This is a genomic window from Pseudomonas sp. KCJK9016, from assembly GCF_046231795.1.
GTDB classification, from domain to species: domain Bacteria; phylum Pseudomonadota; class Gammaproteobacteria; order Pseudomonadales; family Pseudomonadaceae; genus Aquipseudomonas; species Aquipseudomonas bananamidigenes.
This window is the reverse complement of the sequence record NZ_JBJJMM010000006.1, coordinates 156,219-177,103: the sequence shown is the minus strand read 5'-3', so window position 1 is coordinate 177,103 and position 20,885 is coordinate 156,219. Positions and strand designations below refer to the sequence as shown.

Sequence of the window (20,885 nt, the reverse complement as noted above, 5' to 3'; positions counted from 1 at the left end):
CAACACGGAGAGTCCGCAATGCCCAGCCCACTGCGCCCGGAACAACGCCGGTTTCCCTTGCATGTGCACATCAGCGTCATGTTCACCTTTCTGCTGTTGCTCACCGGTGTTGTATTGGGGTTGTTCAACTACCGGCAGACCACGCAGATCATCCTGTCGAGCGGCGAAAAACTGTTTGAGCGCATCGAACAGGATGTGCGTGTCGATCTGCAATCGACCTACGTACCGATCCGGCACTTGCTCAGCCTGCTCGCGGACACGGCGGGAACCCGGGCCACCACATTGGAACAGCGCCTGGCGCTGCTCAAGCCGTTCAGCCAGTCGCTGGCGGACAATCCCGACCTGGCTTCGCTGTATCTGGGGTACGACAACGGTGATTTCTTCATGGTGCGCCCATTGCGCACCGCGCTACTGAAGACTGTTCTCAAAGCCCCGGATACGGCGACCTATCAGGTCTGGAGCATCGAACACGACACCAGCGGCAAGGTCCGCTCGCAATCACTGTTCTTCGATCGTGAACTGACAGCGATCGGTCGTACCGACAATCAGGACGACGCCTACGACCCACGTAGCCGGGCCTGGTACAAACTCGCGCAGCAGCAGGACGAGCAAGTCACCACCGAGCCCTACGTATTTTTTTCCACGCACAATGTCGGTACCACCCTTGCCCGGCGCAGCGGTGTACACGCAGTCATCGCCGCCGACCTGACCCTCGACGCGCTGTCGGCGACCCTGATCAAGCATGTGGTGACACCGGCCACCGAAATCGTCCTCTACGATGCCGATGGCAACGCCGTGGCATACCCTGACAGCCGCCGGTTGATCGTCGATGACCAGAGTGCGCGACTGGCGCGGGCGGCAGACCTTAGCCCGAGCCTGCATGCCCTGTTGACCGGCGAACACCCGGGCAATCGACTGAACGCCGACGGACGACGCTGGATCTTCGCCCGCAGCCACTTGCAGGAAGGTGGACCCAAAGGCCTGCAGATGGCCTTGCTGGTGCCGGAGGACGAGTTACTGGTCGATGCCTATCGCATGCGCTGGCAAGGGGCGTTGATCACGCTCGCTGCGTTGTTGCTGTGTCTGCCGCTGGGCTGGCTGATTTCACGGATTCTGGTCAAGCCGTTGCACGCACTGGTCAGGGAGGCCGATGCGATCCGCAGTTTCGACTTCAACTTCCCTGTCGCACGGCGCTCGCCGGTGCTGGAGGTCGATCAGTTGAGCCTGTCGATGGCGCGCATGAAAGACACCCTGGCCAGTTTCTTTCGCATCACTGACAGTCTGACTGCCGAAACACGCTTTGCCCCGCTGCTGCAAAGGGTGCTGTTCGAAACAGTGCAGATCGCCCAGGCCCAGGCAGGCCTGATTTATCTGCGCGAAAGCGATGGCAAGCGCATGGAACCTTATGGTCTGGTGATCAATGGCGTTTCCCGGACGCTGTCCGAGTTCGATGTTCAAGGCTACGACCTTGATGCCACACAAAGCCCCGAATGGTTCGGGCAACTGGTACAGGCCGACAACACGGTGACCGGTCTGGGCTTCGAACAGGCAGCCGATCTGCAAAAAGTCCTGCTGGCCATGGCCACGCCCAGGGTTCATCTGATCGGCCTGCGCCTGCACAATCGACACAACGAGACGGTCGGCCTGCTGTTGCTGCTGATCAACGACAGCGGCACGGTTGCCGACCAGGAAAAACTGCGCCCGGACCGCATCGCATTCCTGCAGGCCGTGTCCGGCGCCGCGACAGTGAGTATCGAAAGTCAGCGCCTGCAGGCCCGGCAGAAACAACTGCTGGATGCGTTCATTCAACTGCTGGCCGGTGCGATCGATGCCAAGAGTCCTTACACCGGTGGACACTGCCAGCGCGTGCCGGAACTGACCCTGATGCTCGCTCGTGCCGCCGCAGCCAGCGAGGCGCCGGCCTTCAGCGATTACCAGCCCGGTGAGGACGAATGGGAAGCCTTGCACATCGCCGCGTGGCTGCACGACTGCGGCAAGGTCACGACCCCGGAATACGTCGTCGACAAAGCCACCAAACTGGAAACCCTGAACGACCGCATCCATGAAATCCGCACCCGGTTCGAAGTGCTCAAGCGCGACGTCTGGATCAGTTACTGGCAGGCGCTGGCGTCGGGTGGCGACGAACGACAACTGGCCGGATTGCGAGACACGACACTGACGGCTCTGGATGATGACTTCGGCTTTGTCGCCCGCTGCAACCTGGGCAGCGAAGCCATGGCCGATACCGACCTGCAGCGTCTCGAGGGTATCGCGCAGCGCACCTGGACGCGCACCCTGGATGATCGCCTGGGTGTGTCCTGGGAAGAAAACCGGCGTCAGGCGCGCACGCCGGCACCGACCTTGCCGGTCAGCGAAAAACTGCTGGCGGACAAGCCCGAGCACTTGCTCGAACGCAGCGACGGCGAGCTGATCCCGGAAGACAATCCGTGGGGATTCAAACTCGACGTCCCGCGTTACAAATACAATCGCGGCGAACTTTACAACCTGAGCATTTCCCGCGGCACCCTGACCCGCGAAGAACGCTACATCATCAATCATCACATGGTGCAGACGATCCTGATGCTCAGTCATCTGCCCTTCCCCGGACACCTGAACAACGTGGCGGAAATTGCCGGCGGCCACCATGAAAAAATGGACGGCACCGGATACCCGAAACGTTTGAAACGCGAGGAAATGAGCCTGCCTGCGCGAATGATGGCGATCGCCGATATCTTTGAAGCCTTGACTGCCGCCGACCGCCCGTACAAAAAGGCCAAGACGCTCAGCGAAGCACTGGCAATCATGGCCACCATGTGCCGCGAGGCGCATATCGACGCCGAGCTGTTCGGCCTGTTCATCCGCGAAGGCGTTTACCTGCAATATGCCGGCCGCTTCCTCGATCCGCAGCAGGTCGATGCGGTAGACCCCGCCGGCGTGTTGCGCAAGGCGGGGCTGGCGGCGTGATCAGCAGTCGGTCAGGCGCAGGAAGATCGCCGCCAGTCGCTCGATACCGGCCTGGTCTTCAATGCCGAAGCGGGCAAGCTTCGGACTGTCGAGGTCGAGTACGCCAATCAGACGACCGTCCTTGACCAGCGGCACCACCAGTTCGCTGTTCGATGCGCTGTCACAGGCGATGTGACCGGGGAACGCGTGAACGTCTTCGACTCGTTGGGTCTGCAGACTGGCCGCCGCCGCACCACACACGCCGCGACCGAACGGAATGCGTACGCAGGCGATCTGGCCCTGGAACGGGCCCAGCACCAGCTCTTCATTGCGATTGAGGTAGAAACCGGCCCAGTTCAGGTCGTCGAGCTGATTGAACAGGAACGCCGAAAACTGTGCGGCGTTGGCAATGAAATCGCGCTCGTCCGCCAGCAGCGACTCCAGTTGCGCGGCCAGCATCCCATAGCCTTCCAGCCCTTGGCCGCTTTGTTGCAAATCAATCATGCCTTGTGCTCCAGCAATTTCAGTCCCACCCAGTAACGGGCGAATTGGTACGCGCAACGTCCGTTGCGGTTGCCGCGGCCGGTGGCCCAGCGTACGGCTTGAATGTCCAGTTGTTCGTCGCGCTGCCAGCTCAGCCCGGCCCTGGAGGCCAACTGGCCGATCCAGTGTTCGACAACGTTGAGGAAGTGTTCCTGGGTAAACGGGTAGAACGACAGCCACAGGCCGAAGCGATCCGACAGGGCAATCTTGTCTTCCACCGCCTCGCTTGGATGCAGCTCGCCATCGACGCGCTTCCAGTTTTCGTTATCGCTTTCCTTTTCCGGCACCAAGTGACGACGGTTGGAAGTCGCATACAGCAACACGTTGTCCGGCGCCTGTTCCAGCGAGCCATCCAGCACGCTTTTCAGCACCCGGTAATCGCCTTCGCCGGACTCGAACGACAGATCATCGCAAAACAGCACGAAACGCTGTGGCAGTTTGGCAACCTGCTCCACCACCCGCGGCAGATCAGCCAGATGATCGCGCTCGATCTCGATCAGGCGCAGGCCGGCCTTGGCGTGCTCGGCCAGCAGCGCCCGCACCAGCGAGGATTTACCGGTCCCGCGCGAGCCCCAGAGCAGGGCATGGTTGGCTGGCATGCCGTCGAGGAACTGTTGGGTATTTCGGCCCAGTTGCTCCAGTTGCCGATCGACACCAATCAAATCCGACAGACGCATGTCCAGACTGACTTCAAGCGGCAGCAGATAACCGCTGCGCCCGTCACGCTGCCAGCGAGCAGCCAGGCAAGTACCCCAGTCGATGAGCGGGCGTGGCGCCGGCAGCAACGGTTCGATCCGCGCCAGAACCGACTCTGCGCGCTCAAGAAAAGCATTCAATCGGGAATCCACGTCTTCTCCTCGGGCGGGTTGACAGTGATGATGACAAAACAGCGATGGACGATAGCGTTCGACACCCGTCCCGGCCCTTGTTACAAGGCTATGCGGGAACTCCGGTATCCATGCATGATCGACTATGCTTGAGCAGCGAAGGGAAACGTAAGTGGTTCAACACCCCATGGATATCAAATTCACCCACCGGCTGTCTTACAAGCAAGCCAGGCTTACCGTGCTGGTCGGGTTCATTCTGGGCACACTGCTCAGTCTGCTGCAAATCGGCATCGATTATGCCAGCGAAGACGCCTCCATCAACCGTGAAATCCTTTCCCTGCTGGAAATCAGTCACAATCCGGCCTCGCGCATTGCCTACAACATCGACGCGGAACTGGCCCAGGAGCTTACGCTGGGTTTGCTGCGTTCGCCGGCAATCATTTCCGCGCAATTGACCGACAACAACCAGACGGTGCTGGCCAGCGTCAAGCGTCCGGAGCTGCAAAGTGGTTACCGGGTACTGAGCGACTTCCTGTTCGGGGCCAAGCGCGAGTTCGAGGACCGGCTCTATCTCGATCATTTGCCCAACGAGTCTCTCGGCACCCTGAGCCTGGAAGTGGACACCTATGCCTTCGGCAGCCGTTTTCTGCGCCGGGCCGAAGTCACCTTGCTCAATGGCTTTGCCCGCAGTTTGATCCTGACCGGCATCCTGCTGGCGTTGTTCTATGTGATGCTGACCAAGCCGCTGGTGCGGGTGATCCGTGAGCTCAGCGGGCGCGATCCGCGCAGTGCCGAACCGACCACCCTGGAGTGTCCGACCGGCCATGCCAACGACGAGATCGGCGTGCTGGTGAAGGTCGCCAATCAGCAGTTCGAAAATATCGCCACGGAAATCCGGCAACGGCGCAACGCAGAAAACCGACTCACCGAATACCTCGCACAACTGGAAGATATCGTTTCAGCACGCACCGCCGAACTCAAGGCAATCAATGCCCGCCTCAGCCAGTCCAACGAAGAACTGGAAGTGGCCCGCAGTACGGCGCTGGACATGGCCGAGGCGCGCTCGGCTTTTCTGGCCAACATGAGCCATGAGATCCGCACCCCGCTCAACGGCCTGCTGGGCATGATCGCGCTGTCCCTGGACGGTCCGCTCAATGCTGAACAGCAACAGCAACTGTCCATCGCCCACGACTCGGGCAAGGTACTGGTGGAATTGCTCAACGATATTCTTGATCTATCGAAATTCGATGCCGGACAACTGGAGCTCGAGCACATCCCGTTCGACCTCGGCTCGCTCATCGAAGACACCGCCAACCTGCTGTCGCAGAATGCCGCGCCAAGCGTCGAACTGACCTGCCTGATCGATCCGCACTTCCCGGCGCTGGTACTCGGCGACCCGACCCGGGTCCGGCAGATCGTCAGCAACCTGCTGTCCAACGCCCTGAAGTTCACCCGTTTCGGCCGGGTCGATGTCCGATTGTCGACTTGGAAGGATGGCGTGCGTATCGAGGTGTGTGACACCGGCATCGGCATCGCCCAGGAAGCCCAGGTGAGAATCTTCCAGCCCTTCACCCAGGCCGGGGCCGGCATTACCCGGCAGTACGGCGGCACCGGGCTGGGCCTGGCGTTGACCTACAATCTTTGCGAAGCCATGCAGGGGCGCCTGACGATCAGCTCTGAAGTCGGATTCGGCAGCCAGTTCTGCGCCGAACTGCCATTGCCCTGCCACACCCGCGCAGTCATTCCGGCACCGCTGCATGGCAAGGTGCTCGCCATTACCACTGCCGCCAGCGGTCTCTCGGAGCTGCTGAAAAACCTGCTGCCGGTCTGGGGCCTGACCTATGAACAGCGCACGATCGACGACTCATTGCTGGGCCTGACGCCGGACATCATCGTCACCGACTGCCCCGAATGCCTGTTCGGCCTGCGCCCGACCATGAGCGCCCCGATCCTGCTGGTGACGGCCTACGGCAGCTTCCTGCCCGGCGAAGAGGCCGCCGCTCTCGCCCCGCTGCAACAGCAGGCGCGCCCGCTGGCACGCAATGCCCTTTACCAGAATCTGCGCCGGACCCTGCAACCGGACATCGTCACGATCGATCGCGCACGGCTCGAAAACGTCCCCTCGCAACGCCGCGGACGGGTGCTGCTGGTGGAGGACAATCCGGTCAACCAACTGGTGGCCAAGGGCATGCTCGGCAAACTCGGGTGTGAGGTCATCGTGGCAGCCCATGGCGCAGAAGCGCTGGATCAACTGGAACACCACGAATTCGATCTGGTATTGATGGACTGCAACATGCCGGTGATGGATGGCTACGAAGCGAGCCGGCAGATCCGCCAGAGCGGTCGCTGGCCGCATCTGCCGATCGTGGCGCTGACTGCCAACGCCATGTCCGAGGAACGCGAACGCTGCCGGGCGGCGGGCATGAGCGACTACCTGGCCAAACCCTTTCGCCGCGAAGAACTGGCGGCGTTGCTGGATCAATGGATCCCGACTACGACAGCGCTCTGATCTGGCCCAACAGATGATCGAGCCCTGCGCGCAGTTCATTGAGCCGATCCAGTTCGACACCGCTGTCACACAACAACCGGTCCTTCAAAGGCCCGACCTGCGCGCGCAACGCCTGCCCCTGGGAAGTGAGGCTCAGATGGACCTCACGCTCGTCCCGCGCCGAACGCCGGCGTTGTACCAGTTGCAGTTGCTCCAGACGCTTGAGCAGCGGCGTGAGCGTCCCGGAATCCAGCGCCAGACGCTCGCCCAACGCCTTGACCGTCGGTTGTTCCGGCGCGGCCTCCTGCCATTCCCACAGCACCAGCATCGCCAGGTACTGCGGATACGTCAGACCGAGCTGATCGAGCATCGGCCTGTAGGCACGGATCACCGCCCGGGACGCGGCGTACAGCTTGAAACACAACTGACTGTCGAGCTTCAGGGCATCGGCGGACAGCGTGTTCATTTGAGCAGGGCTTCGATCTCGCGGCTCAGGTCCTGCGGCTTGGTGGCCGGGGCGAAGCGCTTGACCACCTGGCCATCCTTTCCGATCAGGAATTTGGTGAAGTTCCACTTGATGCCCTGGGAGCCCAGAACGCCCGGCGCACGTTTCTTCAATTGCACAAACAGCGGATGCGCACCGTTGCCGTTGACTTCAATCTTCTTGAACAACGGGAAGCTGACGCCGTAATTGAGCTCGCAGAATTCGCTGATTGCGCCCTCGTTGCCGGGCTCCTGCTTGCCGAACTGATTGCACGGAAAGCCCAGCACTACCAGACCTTGATCCTTGTAGGTCTGCCACAAGGCTTCGAGCCCCTTGTACTGCGGAGTGAAACCACACTTGCTGGCGGTGTTGACCACGAGCACCGCCTTGCCGGCGAAATCGGCGAGGGTCTTTTGCTCGCCCTTGATGGTGGTGCACGGGATGTCCAGCAGGTTATCGCTCATGGTGCGCACTCCGGAAAGTTGAGAAGCTGCAAAGGTAGCGAGCAATTTAATTGCGTGCAATTTAATTATCCGAAAGGCGATCCGTGGATCGCCTGCATTCGGTTATTCGCGCGGTACCAAGTCCAGGCACACCGAGTTGATGCAGTAACGCAGGCCGGTTGGTGGCGGCCCGTCGGGGAATACGTGACCGAGATGCGCATCGCAACGGGCGCATTTCACTTCGGTGCGGATCATGCCGTGGCTGGTGTCACGGATTTCGGTCATGGCACTTTCACCGATCGGTGCATAAAAGCTCGGCCAGCCGCAACCGGAGTCGAATTTGGTCGAGGAGTCGAACAGCGGCGCGTTGCAGCAGACGCAGTGATAGACGCCGTCCGTCTTCGTGGCGTTGTACTTGCCCGAGAACGGTCGTTCGGTAGCACTGAGACGGCACACGTTGTACTGCTCCGGATCGAGCATCGCGCGCCATTCTTCCAGGGTCTTTTCTATCTTTTCCATCATCACACCTCAGCGGCTGAAAAAGCCCGATCTGTACCTTTTCCACGGATCGGGCGGCACGTATGATTGCGCCTCGTCATACGCCAGTCTGGCAGCGGGATCCGGCGCATTCAAACGGATTGTCGGAAACCGCCGCTCAAGAGGCCTGCCTGTGTGAAGACGCAGGATTCCCAGCACGGTTGTCCACCCGCCGTCTGGATCGTTCATTTTCGGGATCACATCACCATGCAGTTCAGCAAATCGAACAAGCTCGCCAACGTCTGCTACGACATTCGCGGCCCGGTGCTCAAGCACGCCAAACGCCTGGAAGAGGAAGGCCACCGCATCCTCAAGCTGAACATTGGCAACCCGGCGCCCTTTGGTTTCGAAGCGCCTGACGAAATTCTCCAGGATGTGATCCGCAACCTGCCGACCGCACAGGGCTACAGCGACTCCAAAGGCCTGTTCAGCGCGCGCAAGGCGGTGATGCAGTACTACCAGCAGAAGCAGGTCGAAGGTGTCGGCATCGAAGACATCTACCTGGGCAACGGCGTGTCCGAACTGATCGTGATGTCGCTGCAGGCCTTGCTCAACAATGGCGACGAAGTGCTGGTGCCGGCGCCTGACTATCCGCTGTGGACCGCTGCCGTCAGCCTGGCCGGCGGCAATGCCGTGCATTACCTGTGCGACGAAGGCGCCGGCTGGTTCCCGGATCTGGCCGACATGAAAGCCAAGATCACCCCGAACACCAAGGCCATGGTGATCATCAACCCGAACAACCCGACCGGCGCCGTCTATTCGAAGGAAGTGTTGCTGGGCATGCTGGAACTGGCCCGTCAGCACAACCTGGTGGTGTTCTCCGACGAGATCTACGACAAGATCCTTTACGACGATGCCGTGCATATCTGCACGGCATCGCTGGCCCCGGACCTGCTGTGCCTGACCTTCAACGGCCTGTCGAAGTCGTATCGCGTAGCGGGTTTCCGCTCCGGCTGGATCGCCATCTCCGGGCCCAAGCACAATGCCCACAGCTACATCGAAGGTATCGACATGCTGGCCAACATGCGCCTGTGTGCCAACGTGCCGAGCCAGCACGCCATTCAGACCGCACTCGGCGGCTATCAGAGCATCAATGATCTGGTGCTGCCGCAAGGGCGCCTGCTGGAACAGCGCAACCGCACCTGGGAGTTGCTCAATGACATCCCAGGCGTGAGCTGCGTAAAGCCTATGGGCGCGCTGTACGCCTTCCCCAAAATCGACCCGAAAGTCTGCCCGATTCACAACGACGAAAAATTCGTCCTCGACCTGTTGCTGTCCGAGAAACTCCTGGTGGTTCAGGGCACGGCCTTCAACTGGCCATGGCCGGATCACTTCCGTGTCGTGACCCTGCCCCGTGTCGATGATCTGGACATGGCCATCGGGCGCATCGGCAACTTCCTCAAGACCTACCGCCAGTAGCCGGACATCAGCGCGCAACGCGCCTTGCGTTGCGCACTGTCTGATTCAGCAACACTTCTGCCCCGCCACCTTGCGTATGCCTTCTACACTGTCGACTCGTACCACCCATCACGCGAGTCTGACGTACTGGCCGTGGGTGGCGCACGGCTGTCGTCCATATCGGCGCGAGGATGGGAAATGTCCCACGCACTGCAGAATTCAGCGTAGGACACAGTTTGAAATAGTCACCCGGTTGAATCGCCCGGTGCCGCACCTTATATACCCCGCAGTACGCTACATCTTTAGCTCGAGGAGATTTCTACAACCATGATGCGCATCCTGCTGTTTTTGGCCACTAACCTGGCGGTCGTGCTGATAGCCAGCATCACCCTGAGCCTGTTCGGCTTCAACGGGTTCATGGCGGCCAACGGGGTTGACCTCAACCTCAATCAGCTGCTGGTTTTCTGTGCAGTCTTTGGTTTCGCCGGTTCGCTGTTCTCATTGTTCATCTCCAAGTGGATGGCGAAGATGAGCACCGGCACCCAGATCATCACCCAGCCGCGCACCCGCCACGAACAATGGCTGCTGCAAACCGTCGAGCAACTGTCCCGGGAAGCCGGGATCAAGATGCCCGAAGTCGGGATTTTCCCGGCCTACGAAGCGAACGCTTTCGCCACGGGCTGGAACAAGAACGATGCACTGGTCGCTGTCAGCCAGGGCCTGCTGGAGCGTTTCTCTCCGGACGAAGTGAAAGCCGTGCTGGCCCACGAAATCGGCCACGTCGCCAACGGCGACATGGTCACCCTGGCACTGATCCAGGGCGTGGTGAACACCTTCGTGATGTTCTTTGCACGGATCATCGGCAACTTCGTTGACAAGGTGATCTTCAAGAACGAGGAAGGCCAGGGTATCGCGTACTACATCGCGACCATCTTCGCCGAACTGGTTCTGGGCATCCTGGCCAGCGCGATCGTAATGTGGTTCTCGCGCAAACGGGAATTCCGTGCCGACGACGCCGGCGCCCGTCTGGCCGGTACCAGCGCGATGATCGGCGCCCTGCAACGCCTGCGTGCCGAACAGGGCCTGCCGGTGCACATGCCTGACACCCTGAATGCCTTCGGCATCAACGGTGGCATCAAACAAGGGTTCGCCCGCATGTTCATGAGCCACCCGCCGCTGGAAGAGCGTATCGACGCCCTGCGTCGTCGCGGCTGATCAGCCCGGCAAAAACAGAAGGCCCGCAGAAATGCGGGCCTTTTTCATGCCTGTTACCGACCGGCCAGCCGATACACCCGCTCCTGCAACCGCGTGACGCCCGCTTGCAGGAACTTCCCGCTTTCGCTCAACACGTCCTGTTCTTCCAGCGCCTGCACCGCCCAATCATTACCAAAAAGCCGCTGTACTTCGACATCAGTCACTGCAAATGGCGGACCGGGCATCTGTGCCTGATCGTAATCCAGCGTGATCAGCAAACCACGCAGGCCCGCCGGCAGGATTTCGAGCAAATGTGTCGCATAACGCTCGCGCATCGGCCACGGCAGGGCGATCAGTGCAGCGCGGTCATACAGCGCCGTGCAATCAGCCACGTCGCTCGCGGACAAGGCAAAGAAATCCCCGCACCACAACTCGATACTTCCGGCCCGATAGATCCTGAACCCGCCCTCCTCGCTGATTTGCGGCTGTAATGCCTGCTCGCGGAAGAAATCCTCGACGGCCTTTTCGGACAACTCGACACCGAGAACCCGATGCCCCTGACCGGCCAGCCACAACAGATCCAGGCTTTTTCCGCACAACGGCACCAGAACCCGTGCCTGCGCCGCAATGGCCAGATCGGCCCAATGCCGCTGCAAATATGGATTCACTTCAGGCTGATGAAAGCCGATCTGGTTCGTTTCCCATTTCTTGTGCCAAAACTCCGGCTGCATGATTCCTCCAAAAAACTCGATCAAAAAGCGTTAAAACTTATATTGGAATCAGATCAATGATCTGACTGAAGATGAGCCATCTTAACGCTCAGGAATCCGTTCATGTTTCCCAGCCTGTTCATCTCTCACGGCTCGCCCATGCTGGCTCTGGAGCCCGGCGCCAGTGGTCCGGCCCTGGCGCGCCTGGCCGCCGAAATACCACGCCCGAAAGCCATCGTCATTGTTTCCGCGCACTGGGAAAGCCAGGAACTGTTGGTCAGCAGTCATCCGCAACCGGAAACCTGGCATGATTTCGGCGGTTTCCCCCGCGCACTGTTTGAAGTGCAGTATCCCGCCCCGGGCAATCCGCAACTGGCCCAAGAGGTCGCTGACCTGCTGACCGCCAACACCCTGCCGGCACGCCTCGACCCGCAACGACCCTTTGACCATGGCGTGTGGGTACCGCTGTCGCTGATGTACCCGCAGGCCGATATCCCGGTGGTGCAGGTTTCCCTGCCCAGCCGTGGCGGCCCGACGTTGCAGACCCGCGTGGGCCAGGCGTTGGCCGGCCTGCGCGAACAAGGCCTTCTCCTGATCGGATCCGGCAGCATTACCCATAACCTGCGTGAACTGGACTGGCACGCCGGTCCGGAAAGCGTCGAACCATGGGCCCGGGACTTCCGCGACTGGATGGTCGACAAGCTCGCAGCCAACGACGAAACCGCCTTGCATGATTACCGTCAGCAAGCGCCGAACGCCGTCCGCAGCCATCCGAGCGATGAGCACCTGTTACCGTTGTACTTCGCTCGCGGCGCCGGCGGTGAGTTCAGCATTGCGCACCAGGGATTCACCATGGGTGCGCTGGGCATGGACATTTACCGGTTCGGCTGATGCACTCGCACCTGAAATCGCAGGCATAAAAAATCCCCGAACCAGTCGGGGATTTTTTATCGATCAATCAGCCCAAGGGCGGATCAATCTTCGCGGTAGCGACGCAGCTTCAATTGCTTGCCGGCAACGCGAGTGTCCTTCAGCTTGGCCAGGAGTTTATCCAGGCCCTCTTCCGGCAGCTCGACGAGGCTGAAGCTGTCACGCACCTGGATGCGACCGATGGCTTCACGTGCCAGACCACCTTCGTTGAGGATGGCACCCAGCAGGTTTTTCGCCGCGATACCGTCACGCGCGCCCAGCGCGGTACGGCAACGGGCACGGCCCTCACCCAGCGGCATCGGCGCACGGCGCTCGCGGTCACCGCGATCCGGACGCTCGCCACGATCAGGACGGTCGCCACGCGGTGCAGGCACCAGTGGACGCTCCTTCTCGATCGCTGCCAGGTTCAGCGCCTGACCATTGGTGGCCTTGCGCAGCAGAGCGGCAGCCAGGGCACGCGGGGTGCAACCGATATCGGCGGTCAGGCGATCGAGCAGATCACCGTGAGTCGATTCGGCGTCCGCCACCAGCGGCGACAGGCTGTTGGTCAGCTTCTTGATGCGGGCATCGAGAACGGCCTGGGCGTCCGGCAGACGCACTTCGGCCACTTTCTGACCGGTGACACGCTCGATCACCTGCAGCATGCGGCGTTCACGCGGCGTCACCAGCAACAGCGCGCGACCTTCGCGACCGGCACGGCCGGTACGGCCGATACGGTGCACGTAGGATTCCGGATCGTACGGCATGTCCACGTTGAATACGTGAGTGATGCGCGGTACGTCCAGACCACGGGCGGCAACGTCGGTCGCCACAACGATGTCCAGACGGCCATCCTTGAGCGAGTCGATCACGCGCTCACGCTGGTTCTGGGCGATGTCGCCGTTCAACGCAGCGGCCTTGTAGCCTTTGGCGTCGAGGGCGCTGGCCAGATCCAGGGTCGCTTGCTTGGTGCGCACGAACATGATCAGAGCGTCGAAATCTTCCACTTCCAGCAAGCTGAGAACGGCAGAAGTCTTCTGGTCGGCGTGAACCAACAGGTGAGCCTGTTCGATCGCGGTGACGGTCTGGGTCTTGCTCTGGATCTTGACGTGTTTCGGATCCTTGAGGTGACGCTCGGCGATCGCACGGATCGACTGCGGCAAGGTAGCCGAGAACAGTACGGTCTGACGGGTTTCCGGCATGGCCTTGAAGATGACTTCGAGGTCGTCCATGAAGCCCAGTTTGAGCATTTCGTCCGCTTCATCGAGAACCAGGTGGTTCACGGTGGCGAGGACTTTTTCGTCGCGACGCAGGTGGTCGCACAGACGGCCCGGAGTGGCGACAACGATCTGTGCGCCATTACGGATTGCTTTCAGTTGTGGGCCCATCGGCGCGCCGCCGTAGACAGCCACAACAGTCACGCCCGGCATTTGCTTGGCGTAGGTTTCGAAAGCGGTTGCAACTTGCAGCGCCAACTCACGAGTTGGGGCCAGGATCAGAGCTTGCGGCTCGCGCTTGGACGGATCGATGCGGTGCAGGATAGGCAGGGCAAAGGCAGCGGTTTTACCGGTACCGGTTTGCGCCTGGCCAATCATATCGTGACCGGCGAGGATGATCGGGATCGACTGCTGCTGAATGGCCGAAGGCTCTTCATAGCCGGTAGCGACTACTGCAGCGACAATATTGGGATGAAGTTCAAGAGCGGCGAAGCCGCCGATTTCCTGGGTCATGGGTCTGCCTCTAAGTGCATCCGCAAAGACCCATGCTCCAAAGCTGCACATGCCGTGTTGAGACTCAAGAGTCGCCCTGGCAGCTTTGTCGGCGGGGATTTGCGAAAACGAATGGATGGAAAAGAATCGTCAAGGAAGAGCCCGCAGTGCGGACGTGCAGCCGAAGCTGACTTCGGGGAATTGCGCTACCTAAACGCGGCCCGGTTAAAGGCCGGCGCGCACTATACCGGAATTTGCCCAAAAAGGGAGCTTTTTTTATCCGCGCAGAACAGTTGTCACCGCTGTGTAACGGGGTTTTGCGGATAATCGTGCGAAGGTCTATTTTTCAAAGGCCCGGACTTGCGGGTGATGACGCTTAAACGATTCACCGATGTGCGGCATGTGGTCGCTGCACCCATTCTTCCCGTCCGAGGAAACACTCATGAATCAGCCCTGTCCCGGCCGCGTCAGCCGCGAGCGCCATGGTCACGTGCATTTGATCGGCCTGGACCGAGCAGCCAAACGCAATGCCTTCGACCTCGACCTGCTCAACGATCTGGCCCTGGCCTACGGCGAATTCGAAGCCGACAGCGATGCGCGAGTGGCGGTGGTGTTCGGCCATGGCGAGCATTTCACCGCCGGGCTCGACCTGGTCAACGCCAGTTCCGCCCTCGCCCAAGGCTGGCAAGTGCCGACCGGCGGTTGCGATCCCTGGGGCGTGTTCGTCGGACCGCGGGTCAGCAAACCGGTGATCGTCGCCGCGCAGGGTTATTGCCTGACCATCGGCATCGAGCTGATGCTCGCAGCCGACATCAACCTGTGCGCCAGCAATACCCGATTCGCCCAGATGGAAGTACAGCGCGGAATCTTCCCGTTCGGCGGAGCCACGTTGCGTTTTCATCAGGTGGCCGGCTGGGGCAACGCCATGCGCTGGCTGCTGACAGGCGACGAGTTCGACGCCCATGATGCGCTGCGGCTGGGCCTGGTGCAGGAAGTCATGGCCAGCGAGGACTTGCTGCCGCGCGCCATCGAACTGGCCGAACGGATAGCCCGACAGGCGCCACTGGGCGTACAGGCGACGCTGATGTCGGCGCGTCAGGCGCGATATGAAGGCGAGACTGCGGCGGCGCGAAGCTTGCCGCCACTGGTCAGGAAGCTGCTGGCAACCGAGGATGCCAAGGAAGGTGTGCGCTCGCTGGTGGAGCGCAGACCGGGGGTTTTCAAAGGCCTGTGAAGATCAGGTCGCCGGACGAATGCAGTTGATCAACGACTGCAACGAGTAACCCAGTTTCGGTGCGAGCGCTTCAGCCCGGGTGGTGAGCGCCTGCAGGTCCAGCGACTGATCGAGGTCTGCCGGCACGATCAGAATCACATTGCCCTCTTTCACCGGCAGCTCCCAATAGTGTCGGTGATAGAGCCCTCGCAACAGTGCTGCCCCCAAAGGCTTCCCGTCATCGGTAGCCCACTGGTTGATCACCAGCCAGCCACCGGGATTCAGACGTTTCTGACAGTCACCGAGGAAATTCCACGCAAGATGCGCGGCGCCCGGACCGACATCGGTGTACAGGTCGACGAAGATCAGATCCGCCGGTTCGGCCGTCGGCAGCAGTTCGATTGCATCACCGACACGGATATACAACCGCGGATCGTCATCCAGTCCGAGGTATTCGATCGCCAGGCGCGGCACATCCGGACGCAACTCGATGGCCTCGACATCTTCCAGCGGCAGAAACCTGAGACAGGCCTGGGTCAGCGTGCCGGCGCCAAGCCCGAGAAACAGCGCGCTCTCCGGTTGCTCATGGCACAACGCGCCGATCAGCATCGCCCGGGTATAGTCGTACTCCAGCCAGCTCGGATCGGCGGTGAATACACAGCTTTGCTCGATAGCATCACCGAACTCCAGAAAGCGGTAATCGGCCACTTCCAGCACGCGAATCACGCCGAACTCATCCTGTACCTCGGCGAGCAACCGCTCGACGCGCTCCTCAGTCATTTCGTCTCCAGATCATTACCGCAACCGCACTGTGGCAAAGCCGCGATTGTCCGCGATGCGGCGGGAACAGGTCACGCACTAATTGCTGCTAACATGGCCGTCCGTGCGAAGAACCTTAGAGACCGTGATGAGCCAACCCTGGAGTCCTGACAGCTGGCGTGCCTTGCCGATCCAGCAACAACCCCAATATCCCGACGCCGCGCACCTGCACCAGGTCGAACAGACACTGGCCAGCTATCCGCCGCTGGTGTTTGCCGGCGAAGCGCGCGAGCTGCGCCGTCAGTTTGCCGAAGTCACCCAGGGTCGGGCTTTCCTGCTGCAGGGCGGCGACTGCGCGGAAAGCTTCGCCGAGTTCTCCGCCGCGAAGATTCGCGACACCTTTAAAGTGTTGCTGCAAATGGCAATCGTCATGACCTTCGCCGCCGGTTGCCCGGTGGTGAAAGTCGGGCGCATGGCCGGCCAGTTCGCCAAGCCGCGCTCGGCCAACGACGAGACCATCGACGGGGTGACCCTGCCGGCCTACCGGGGCGATATCGTCAACGGCATCGGTTTCGACTCGGCCAGCCGCGTGCCGGATCCAGAGCGCCTGCTGCAGTCCTATCATCAGTCCACCGCGACCCTCAACCTGCTGCGTGCCTTCGCCCAGGGCGGTTTTGCCGATCTGCATCAGGTGCACAAGTGGAACCTGGATTTCATCGCCAACTCGGCACTGGCGGAGAAATACAGCCACCTTGCCGACCGCATCGATGAAACACTGGCCTTCATGCGCGCCTGCGGCATGGACAGCTCGCCGCAATTGCGCGAGACCAGTTTCTTCACCGCCCACGAAGCGCTGCTGCTGAACTACGAAGAAGCCTTCGTGCGCCGCGACAGCCTGACCAACGATTATTACGATTGCTCGGCGCACATGTTGTGGATCGGCGACCGCACCCGCCAGCTGGACGGCGCCCACGTCGAATTCCTGCGAGGGGTGAACAACCCGATCGGGGTGAAAGTCGGCCCGAGCATGAACCCCGACGACCTGATCCGCCTGATCGACGTACTCAATCCGGACAACGATCCGGGCCGCCTCAACCTGATCGCGCGCATGGGCGCGAACAAGGTCGGCGATCACCTGCCGGCGCTGATCCGCGCGGTGCAGCGTGAAGGCAAGCAGGTGCTGTGGAGTTCCGACCCGATGCACGGCAACACCATCAAGGCCAGCAGCGGTTACAAGACCCGCGACTTCGCGCAGATCCTCGGCGAGGTGAAGCAGTTCTTCCAGGTTCACGAAGCGGAAGGCAGCTACGCCGGCGGCATTCACATCGAGATGACCGGGCAGAACGTCACCGAATGCATCGGTGGCGCACGGCCGATCACCGAGGATGGTCTTTCGGATCGCTATCACACCCACTGCGACCCGCGGATGAACGCCGATCAGTCACTGGAACTGGCGTTCTTGATTGCCGAGACGCTGAAGCAGGTACGACGCTGAGTCGCGATGGCGCTGGCTCAATCAACTTGAGCCAGCGCCGTCCGCAACCGCCCTGCGCTTTCGCGCTGACAATTGAGTTGCACCTGTTCAAGCCCCAGCCAATCCGCCATCCGCCGCAAATTAGCAGCCAACGCCAGCATCCCCGCGTCATCCAGCCCAGACTCTTCCTCGTGTACCGCGTGCACCGCCAACCGCCCCGCCGCCCGCTCGGCGCGCAGGTCGACCCGCGCCGCTATCCGTTCGCTGTGCAGGAACGGCAGCACGTAATAGCCGTAAACGCGTTTGTCCTGCGGCGTATAGATCTCCAGTCGGTAACGGAAATCGAACAGCCGCTCGGTGCGGTTGCGCTCCCAGATCAGTGAGTCGAACGGCGACAACAGCGCACTGGCTTCAACTTTCCGCGGTATTTTCGGTTCGGGCAGGCAGTAGGCGATCTGGCGCCAGCCAGCGACTTCACAGGTCAGCAACTGTCCGGCCTCGACCAGTTCAGCTACACGCGGACGGGCATCGGAAGGGTTCAGACGGAAGTAATCGCGCAGGTCTTTTTCCGTCGCCACGCCCAGCGCCTCGGCCGCATGCAGCAATAAACCGCGCTGCGCCTCGGCCTCATCGGGCAACGGTTGCTGCAACACGGAAGCCGGAATCACCCGCTCCGGCAAATCGTACAACCGCTCGAAACCACGGCGCCCGGCCACGGTGACTTCGCCGGCAGCAAACAGCCATTCCAGTGCATGCTTTTCTGCACTCCAATCCCACCACGGTCCGGCTTTTTCCTTGCGGGTCGACAAGCTGCCGGCGCCCAGAGCGCCCTGCTCCTCGACCGACGCCAGCACCCGGCGAATGGTGTCCTGTTGCTCGCGGCCGAATCGCGCCAGTTGCTGATAGATGTCTTCACCGCGCCTGGCCCGCTGCATCCGCCAGCCCATCAACGGATACATCGACAGTGGCAGCAGAGACGCCTCATGCCCCCAGTATTCGAACAAAGAGCGGCGCCGACCCGAGCTCCAGGCAGCATGGTCAAGCAAGTCAGAAGAATAGGAACCGAGACGGGAAAACAGCGGGAGGTAGTGCGAGCGCACCACAGCGTTGACGGAATCGATCTGCAACAGGCCGAGGCGTTCGATCAGCCGATTGAGGTGTGTCGTCTTGACGACCGGCGGCTGGCGCCCGTTGAACCCTTGGGCAGCCAGTGCCAGACGTCGAGCCTGTTTAAGGGAAAAGGACAATGTCGCGGGCATGTGTACCTCCATGTCTGCTCGCAACCTACCTCACCTGAAAGGGATTTGTGTAGCGTTCGCCCCATCATTTATGCATCGGATCGTCCCAGAACGGCCGCACCGCTTCGTGTTCGACATCGGCGCGGCTGACCCCGATGTCCTTCAACACTTCGTCGCTCAGACTGGCAAGCAGCTCACGTTCGCGATGCAGTTCGTACCAGCGGCTGAACTTGTGCAACAGATCGGAAACGATATGGCCGGAAAATTTTTCTTCACCTGCATACTCTCTTTGACCTTTCATCGTGTTGCCTCCTTTTTGGGATGGCTCAAGTCTCGCGCCGGCGCTACGATCAATCCAACGAATGTTTCTGATGGCATGCATCACGGAGATTCATCAATTGTCGGCCTACCCCAGTATCGATACCGATGTCCTGCGTACCTTCGTCGCCATTGCCGATCAGGGCGGGTTCACCCGCGCCGGTGAAATGGTCAATCGCACGCAGTCGGCAGTGAGCATGCAGATGAAGCGCCTGGAAGAGGACGTGCTGCAGCGCCAGTTGTTCGAGCGCGACGGACGTCAGATACGCCTCACTGCCGAAGGCCAGGTGTTGCTCGGTTATGCGCGGCGCATCCTGAAACTGCACAGCGAAGTGTTCAACACCCTGCGCGAGCCGCATATGGTCGGCACCGTGCGCATCGGCACGCCGGACGATTACGTGATGCGGTTTCTGCCGGGAATCCTCTCGCGCTTCGCCCAGTTCTATCCGCTGATCCAGATCGAAGTGCACTGCGAATCCACCCGCCAATTGCTGCAACGCACCGACCTGGATCTGTCGATCGTCACCCGCGAGCCGGGCAACGAAATCGGCCAGTTGCTGCGCAAGGAGCGTTTCGTGTGGGCCGAGGCGCAGAACTTCAGCGCCCACGAGCAGACGCCGTTGCCGCTGGCGATGTTCAACAGCGATTGCTTCTGTCGTCTGTGGGCCTGCAATGCGCTGGACGCCATGGGCCGCGAATACCGCATCGCCTACAACAGCACCAGCCTGTCGGCGTTGATGGCAGTGGTGAGCGCGGGCCTGGCGATCACCGCGCAACTGGAAAGCCTGATCACTCCGGACATGCGCATTCTCGGCGCGGCCGAGGATCTGCCGCTGCTGCCCGAGGCCAGCATCATGCTGATCCGCAACCTGAACAATCCGTCGCCGATCACCGAGTGCCTGGCCGAGCACATCGTCGAAGGCTTCAAACTTTAAGGGCGAGCATCACCGCGCAGAGCACCAGGAACCCGCAGAACAGCCCACGCAGGAGTTTTTCCGGCATCGCGTGGGCCACCTTCACGCCCCAACTGATGCTGGCCAGACCGCCGATGGCCAGCGGCAGGCCGATCATCCAGTCCACTTCGTGATGCACCGCATACGTGACCAGCGTCACGCCGGTACTCGGCAATGCCAGCGCCAGCGACAGTCCCTGAGCAACCACCTGAGTGGTGCCGAACAGACTGGTCAGCACTGGCGTCGCCACCACCGCCCCACCGACACCGAACAGGCCGCCCATGGTCCCCGACGCCGCGCCCAGTACACCCAGCCAAGGCCATGAGTAACGCATTTCGGAACTCGCTGAAGGTCGCGTGCCGAACATGCGCACCAGGTTGTAGGCGGACAACGCCACGAGGAATGCGACGAAACCGATGCGCATGGTTTGCGCGTCGATGCCCACGGCCCAGATCGAGCCGATCCACGCAAAGCAGAATCCCATCACCGCCAGCGGCAACGCATGTCGGAGTTCGATGCGGTTTCGCTGGTGATAACGCCACAGCGCCAGCATCACGTTAGGCACCACCATCACCAGCGCCGTGCCTTGGGCAATCTGTTGATCGAGACCGAACCACACGCCCAGTAACGGAATGGCGATCAAACCACCGCCAATGCCGAATATCCCGCCCAGGGTGCCAAGGGCAGCGCCGAACAACAGGTAAAGCAAAAATTCGATCACAGCCGGACTCCTCATACGTCAGGC

The 20,885-nt window shown here is 61.0% G+C and carries 18 protein-coding genes and 1 pseudogene; 8 read left to right on the top strand and 11 right to left on the bottom strand.

What is annotated here, in order from left to right; translation table 11 throughout:
• The first annotated feature begins 18 nt into the window (after positions 1–18).
• Positions 19–2,964: an HD domain-containing phosphohydrolase gene (locus ACK6BI_RS07965; protein ID WP_409316618.1), complete on the top strand. Its 2,946-nt coding sequence runs from the start codon at positions 19–21 to the stop codon at positions 2,962–2,964.
• Here ACK6BI_RS07965 and ACK6BI_RS07960 read toward each other — a convergent pair whose 3' ends face one another.
• Together ACK6BI_RS07960 and ACK6BI_RS07955 are read right to left on the bottom strand one after the other, a co-directional pair.
• Entirely contained in the window at positions 2,965–3,447 is a 483-nt protein-coding gene (locus ACK6BI_RS07960) for a GAF domain-containing protein (RefSeq protein WP_409316617.1), read from the bottom strand. It abuts the gene before it with no gap.
• Entirely contained in the window at positions 3,444–4,334 is an 891-nt protein-coding gene (locus ACK6BI_RS07955) for an ATP-binding protein (protein ID WP_065257082.1), read from the bottom strand. The genes ACK6BI_RS07960 and ACK6BI_RS07955 overlap by 4 nt, the downstream gene beginning before the upstream one ends.
• Positions 4,335–4,500: 166 nt before the next feature.
• On the opposite strand from ACK6BI_RS07955, the gene ACK6BI_RS07950 reads away from it, so the two are divergent.
• Positions 4,501–6,822 carry a response regulator gene (locus ACK6BI_RS07950; RefSeq protein ID WP_409316616.1) on the top strand — a complete coding sequence of 774 codons (2,322 nt, stop codon included), beginning with the start codon at positions 4,501–4,503 and terminating at the stop codon, positions 6,820–6,822.
• Here ACK6BI_RS07950 and ACK6BI_RS07945 read toward each other — a convergent pair.
• From ACK6BI_RS07945 to msrB, 3 genes are all read right to left on the bottom strand, one after another.
• On the bottom strand, positions 6,806–7,267 hold the full coding sequence (locus tag ACK6BI_RS07945) for a MarR family winged helix-turn-helix transcriptional regulator (protein ID WP_409316615.1): 462 nt from the start codon (positions 7,265–7,267) through the stop codon (positions 6,806–6,808). The genes ACK6BI_RS07950 and ACK6BI_RS07945 overlap by 17 nt on opposite strands.
• Positions 7,264–7,749, bottom strand: coding sequence for a glutathione peroxidase (locus ACK6BI_RS07940; RefSeq protein ID WP_065257085.1), 486 nt, complete (start codon positions 7,747–7,749; stop codon positions 7,264–7,266). Before ACK6BI_RS07940 ends, ACK6BI_RS07945 begins: the two co-directional genes overlap by 4 nt.
• Before the next feature lie 102 nt (positions 7,750–7,851).
• Positions 7,852–8,247: a peptide-methionine (R)-S-oxide reductase MsrB gene (gene msrB, locus ACK6BI_RS07935; RefSeq protein ID WP_409316614.1), complete on the bottom strand. Its 396-nt coding sequence runs from the start codon at positions 8,245–8,247 to the stop codon at positions 7,852–7,854.
• A 225-nt stretch (positions 8,248–8,472) separates the two neighbouring features.
• On the opposite strand from msrB, the gene ACK6BI_RS07930 reads away from it, so the two are divergent.
• Positions 8,473–9,684: a pyridoxal phosphate-dependent aminotransferase gene (locus ACK6BI_RS07930; RefSeq protein WP_409316613.1), complete on the top strand. Its 1,212-nt coding sequence runs from the start codon at positions 8,473–8,475 to the stop codon at positions 9,682–9,684.
• Between the two features lie 306 nt (positions 9,685–9,990).
• Complete coding sequence (gene htpX / locus ACK6BI_RS07925; protein WP_065257087.1) at positions 9,991–10,878, top strand: protease HtpX; 888 nt, start codon at positions 9,991–9,993, stop codon at positions 10,876–10,878.
• Positions 10,879–10,931: 53 nt separating this feature from the next.
• Here the strand turns inward: htpX and ACK6BI_RS07920 are convergent, their stop codons facing one another.
• Positions 10,932–11,588: a thiopurine S-methyltransferase gene (locus tag ACK6BI_RS07920; RefSeq protein ID WP_409316612.1), complete on the bottom strand. Its 657-nt coding sequence runs from the start codon at positions 11,586–11,588 to the stop codon at positions 10,932–10,934.
• 102 nt (positions 11,589–11,690) lie between these two features.
• Here ACK6BI_RS07920 and ACK6BI_RS07915 point away from each other — a divergent pair, with 102 nt between their 5' ends.
• Entirely contained in the window at positions 11,691–12,458 is a 768-nt protein-coding gene (locus ACK6BI_RS07915) for a DODA-type extradiol aromatic ring-opening family dioxygenase (protein ID WP_409316611.1), read from the top strand.
• An 83-nt stretch (positions 12,459–12,541) separates the two neighbouring features.
• Here ACK6BI_RS07915 and ACK6BI_RS07910 read toward each other — a convergent pair.
• Positions 12,542–14,240: pseudogene (locus ACK6BI_RS07910) on the bottom strand (DEAD/DEAH box helicase).
• 387 nt (positions 14,241–14,627) lie between these two features.
• Here ACK6BI_RS07910 and ACK6BI_RS07905 point away from each other — a divergent pair.
• The gene (locus ACK6BI_RS07905; protein WP_409316610.1) at positions 14,628–15,419 is read left to right on the top strand and encodes a crotonase/enoyl-CoA hydratase family protein; all 792 of its coding nucleotides are present in this window, start codon (positions 14,628–14,630) and stop codon (positions 15,417–15,419) included.
• Between the two features lie 3 nt (positions 15,420–15,422).
• Here the strand turns inward: ACK6BI_RS07905 and ACK6BI_RS07900 are convergent, their stop codons facing one another.
• The gene (locus tag ACK6BI_RS07900) at positions 15,423–16,178 is read right to left on the bottom strand and encodes a spermidine synthase (RefSeq protein ID WP_409316609.1); all 756 of its coding nucleotides are present in this window, start codon (positions 16,176–16,178) and stop codon (positions 15,423–15,425) included.
• 127 nt (positions 16,179–16,305) lie between these two features.
• Between ACK6BI_RS07900 and ACK6BI_RS07895 the strand changes: the two genes are divergently transcribed.
• Positions 16,306–17,652, top strand: a complete 1,347-nt coding sequence (locus tag ACK6BI_RS07895; RefSeq protein ID WP_409316608.1) for a class II 3-deoxy-7-phosphoheptulonate synthase — start codon at positions 16,306–16,308, stop codon at positions 17,650–17,652.
• Positions 17,653–17,669: 17 nt separating this feature from the next.
• On the opposite strand, the gene ACK6BI_RS07890 is transcribed toward ACK6BI_RS07895, so the two are convergent.
• Together ACK6BI_RS07890 and ACK6BI_RS07885 are read right to left on the bottom strand one after the other, a co-directional pair.
• A complete protein-coding gene (locus ACK6BI_RS07890; protein WP_409316607.1) occupies positions 17,670–18,890 on the bottom strand; it encodes a winged helix-turn-helix domain-containing protein in 1,221 nt (406 codons plus the stop codon).
• 64 nt (positions 18,891–18,954) lie between these two features.
• Complete coding sequence (locus ACK6BI_RS07885; protein WP_409316606.1) at positions 18,955–19,170, bottom strand: DUF1127 domain-containing protein; 216 nt, start codon at positions 19,168–19,170, stop codon at positions 18,955–18,957.
• Between the two features lie 97 nt (positions 19,171–19,267).
• Between ACK6BI_RS07885 and ACK6BI_RS07880 the strand changes: the two genes are divergently transcribed.
• Positions 19,268–20,122 carry a LysR substrate-binding domain-containing protein gene (locus tag ACK6BI_RS07880; protein WP_176704397.1) on the top strand — a complete coding sequence of 285 codons (855 nt, stop codon included), beginning with the start codon at positions 19,268–19,270 and terminating at the stop codon, positions 20,120–20,122.
• On the opposite strand, the gene ACK6BI_RS07875 is transcribed toward ACK6BI_RS07880, so the two are convergent.
• Positions 20,112–20,861: a sulfite exporter TauE/SafE family protein gene (locus ACK6BI_RS07875; RefSeq protein WP_409316605.1), complete on the bottom strand. Its 750-nt coding sequence runs from the start codon at positions 20,859–20,861 to the stop codon at positions 20,112–20,114. The genes ACK6BI_RS07880 and ACK6BI_RS07875 overlap by 11 nt on opposite strands.
• Positions 20,862–20,885 lie beyond the last annotated feature (24 nt).

What these genes read in the sequence shown, in the direction of transcription:
- ACK6BI_RS07965 (WP_409316618.1), top strand. Translation starts at nt 19, where the DNA reads ATGCCCAGCCCACTGCGCCCGGAACAACGCCGGTTTCCCTTGCATGTG.
- ACK6BI_RS07960 (WP_409316617.1), bottom strand. Translation starts at nt 3,447, where the DNA reads ATGATTGATTTGCAACAAAGCGGCCAAGGGCTGGAAGGCTATGGGATG.
- ACK6BI_RS07950 (WP_409316616.1), top strand. Translation starts at nt 4,501, where the DNA reads ATGGATATCAAATTCACCCACCGGCTGTCTTACAAGCAAGCCAGGCTT.
- ACK6BI_RS07945 (WP_409316615.1), bottom strand. Translation starts at nt 7,267, where the DNA reads ATGAACACGCTGTCCGCCGATGCCCTGAAGCTCGACAGTCAGTTGTGT.
- ACK6BI_RS07940 (WP_065257085.1), bottom strand. Translation starts at nt 7,749, where the DNA reads ATGAGCGATAACCTGCTGGACATCCCGTGCACCACCATCAAGGGCGAG.
- msrB (WP_409316614.1), bottom strand. Translation starts at nt 8,247, where the DNA reads ATGGAAAAGATAGAAAAGACCCTGGAAGAATGGCGCGCGATGCTCGAT.
- ACK6BI_RS07930 (WP_409316613.1), top strand. Translation starts at nt 8,473, where the DNA reads ATGCAGTTCAGCAAATCGAACAAGCTCGCCAACGTCTGCTACGACATT.
- htpX (WP_065257087.1), top strand. Translation starts at nt 9,991, where the DNA reads ATGATGCGCATCCTGCTGTTTTTGGCCACTAACCTGGCGGTCGTGCTG.
- ACK6BI_RS07920 (WP_409316612.1), bottom strand. Translation starts at nt 11,588, where the DNA reads ATGCAGCCGGAGTTTTGGCACAAGAAATGGGAAACGAACCAGATCGGC.
- ACK6BI_RS07915 (WP_409316611.1), top strand. Translation starts at nt 11,691, where the DNA reads ATGTTTCCCAGCCTGTTCATCTCTCACGGCTCGCCCATGCTGGCTCTG.
- ACK6BI_RS07905 (WP_409316610.1), top strand. Translation starts at nt 14,628, where the DNA reads ATGAATCAGCCCTGTCCCGGCCGCGTCAGCCGCGAGCGCCATGGTCAC.
- ACK6BI_RS07900 (WP_409316609.1), bottom strand. Translation starts at nt 16,178, where the DNA reads ATGACTGAGGAGCGCGTCGAGCGGTTGCTCGCCGAGGTACAGGATGAG.
- ACK6BI_RS07895 (WP_409316608.1), top strand. Translation starts at nt 16,306, where the DNA reads ATGAGCCAACCCTGGAGTCCTGACAGCTGGCGTGCCTTGCCGATCCAG.
- ACK6BI_RS07890 (WP_409316607.1), bottom strand. Translation starts at nt 18,890, where the DNA reads ATGCCCGCGACATTGTCCTTTTCCCTTAAACAGGCTCGACGTCTGGCA.
- ACK6BI_RS07885 (WP_409316606.1), bottom strand. Translation starts at nt 19,170, where the DNA reads ATGAAAGGTCAAAGAGAGTATGCAGGTGAAGAAAAATTTTCCGGCCAT.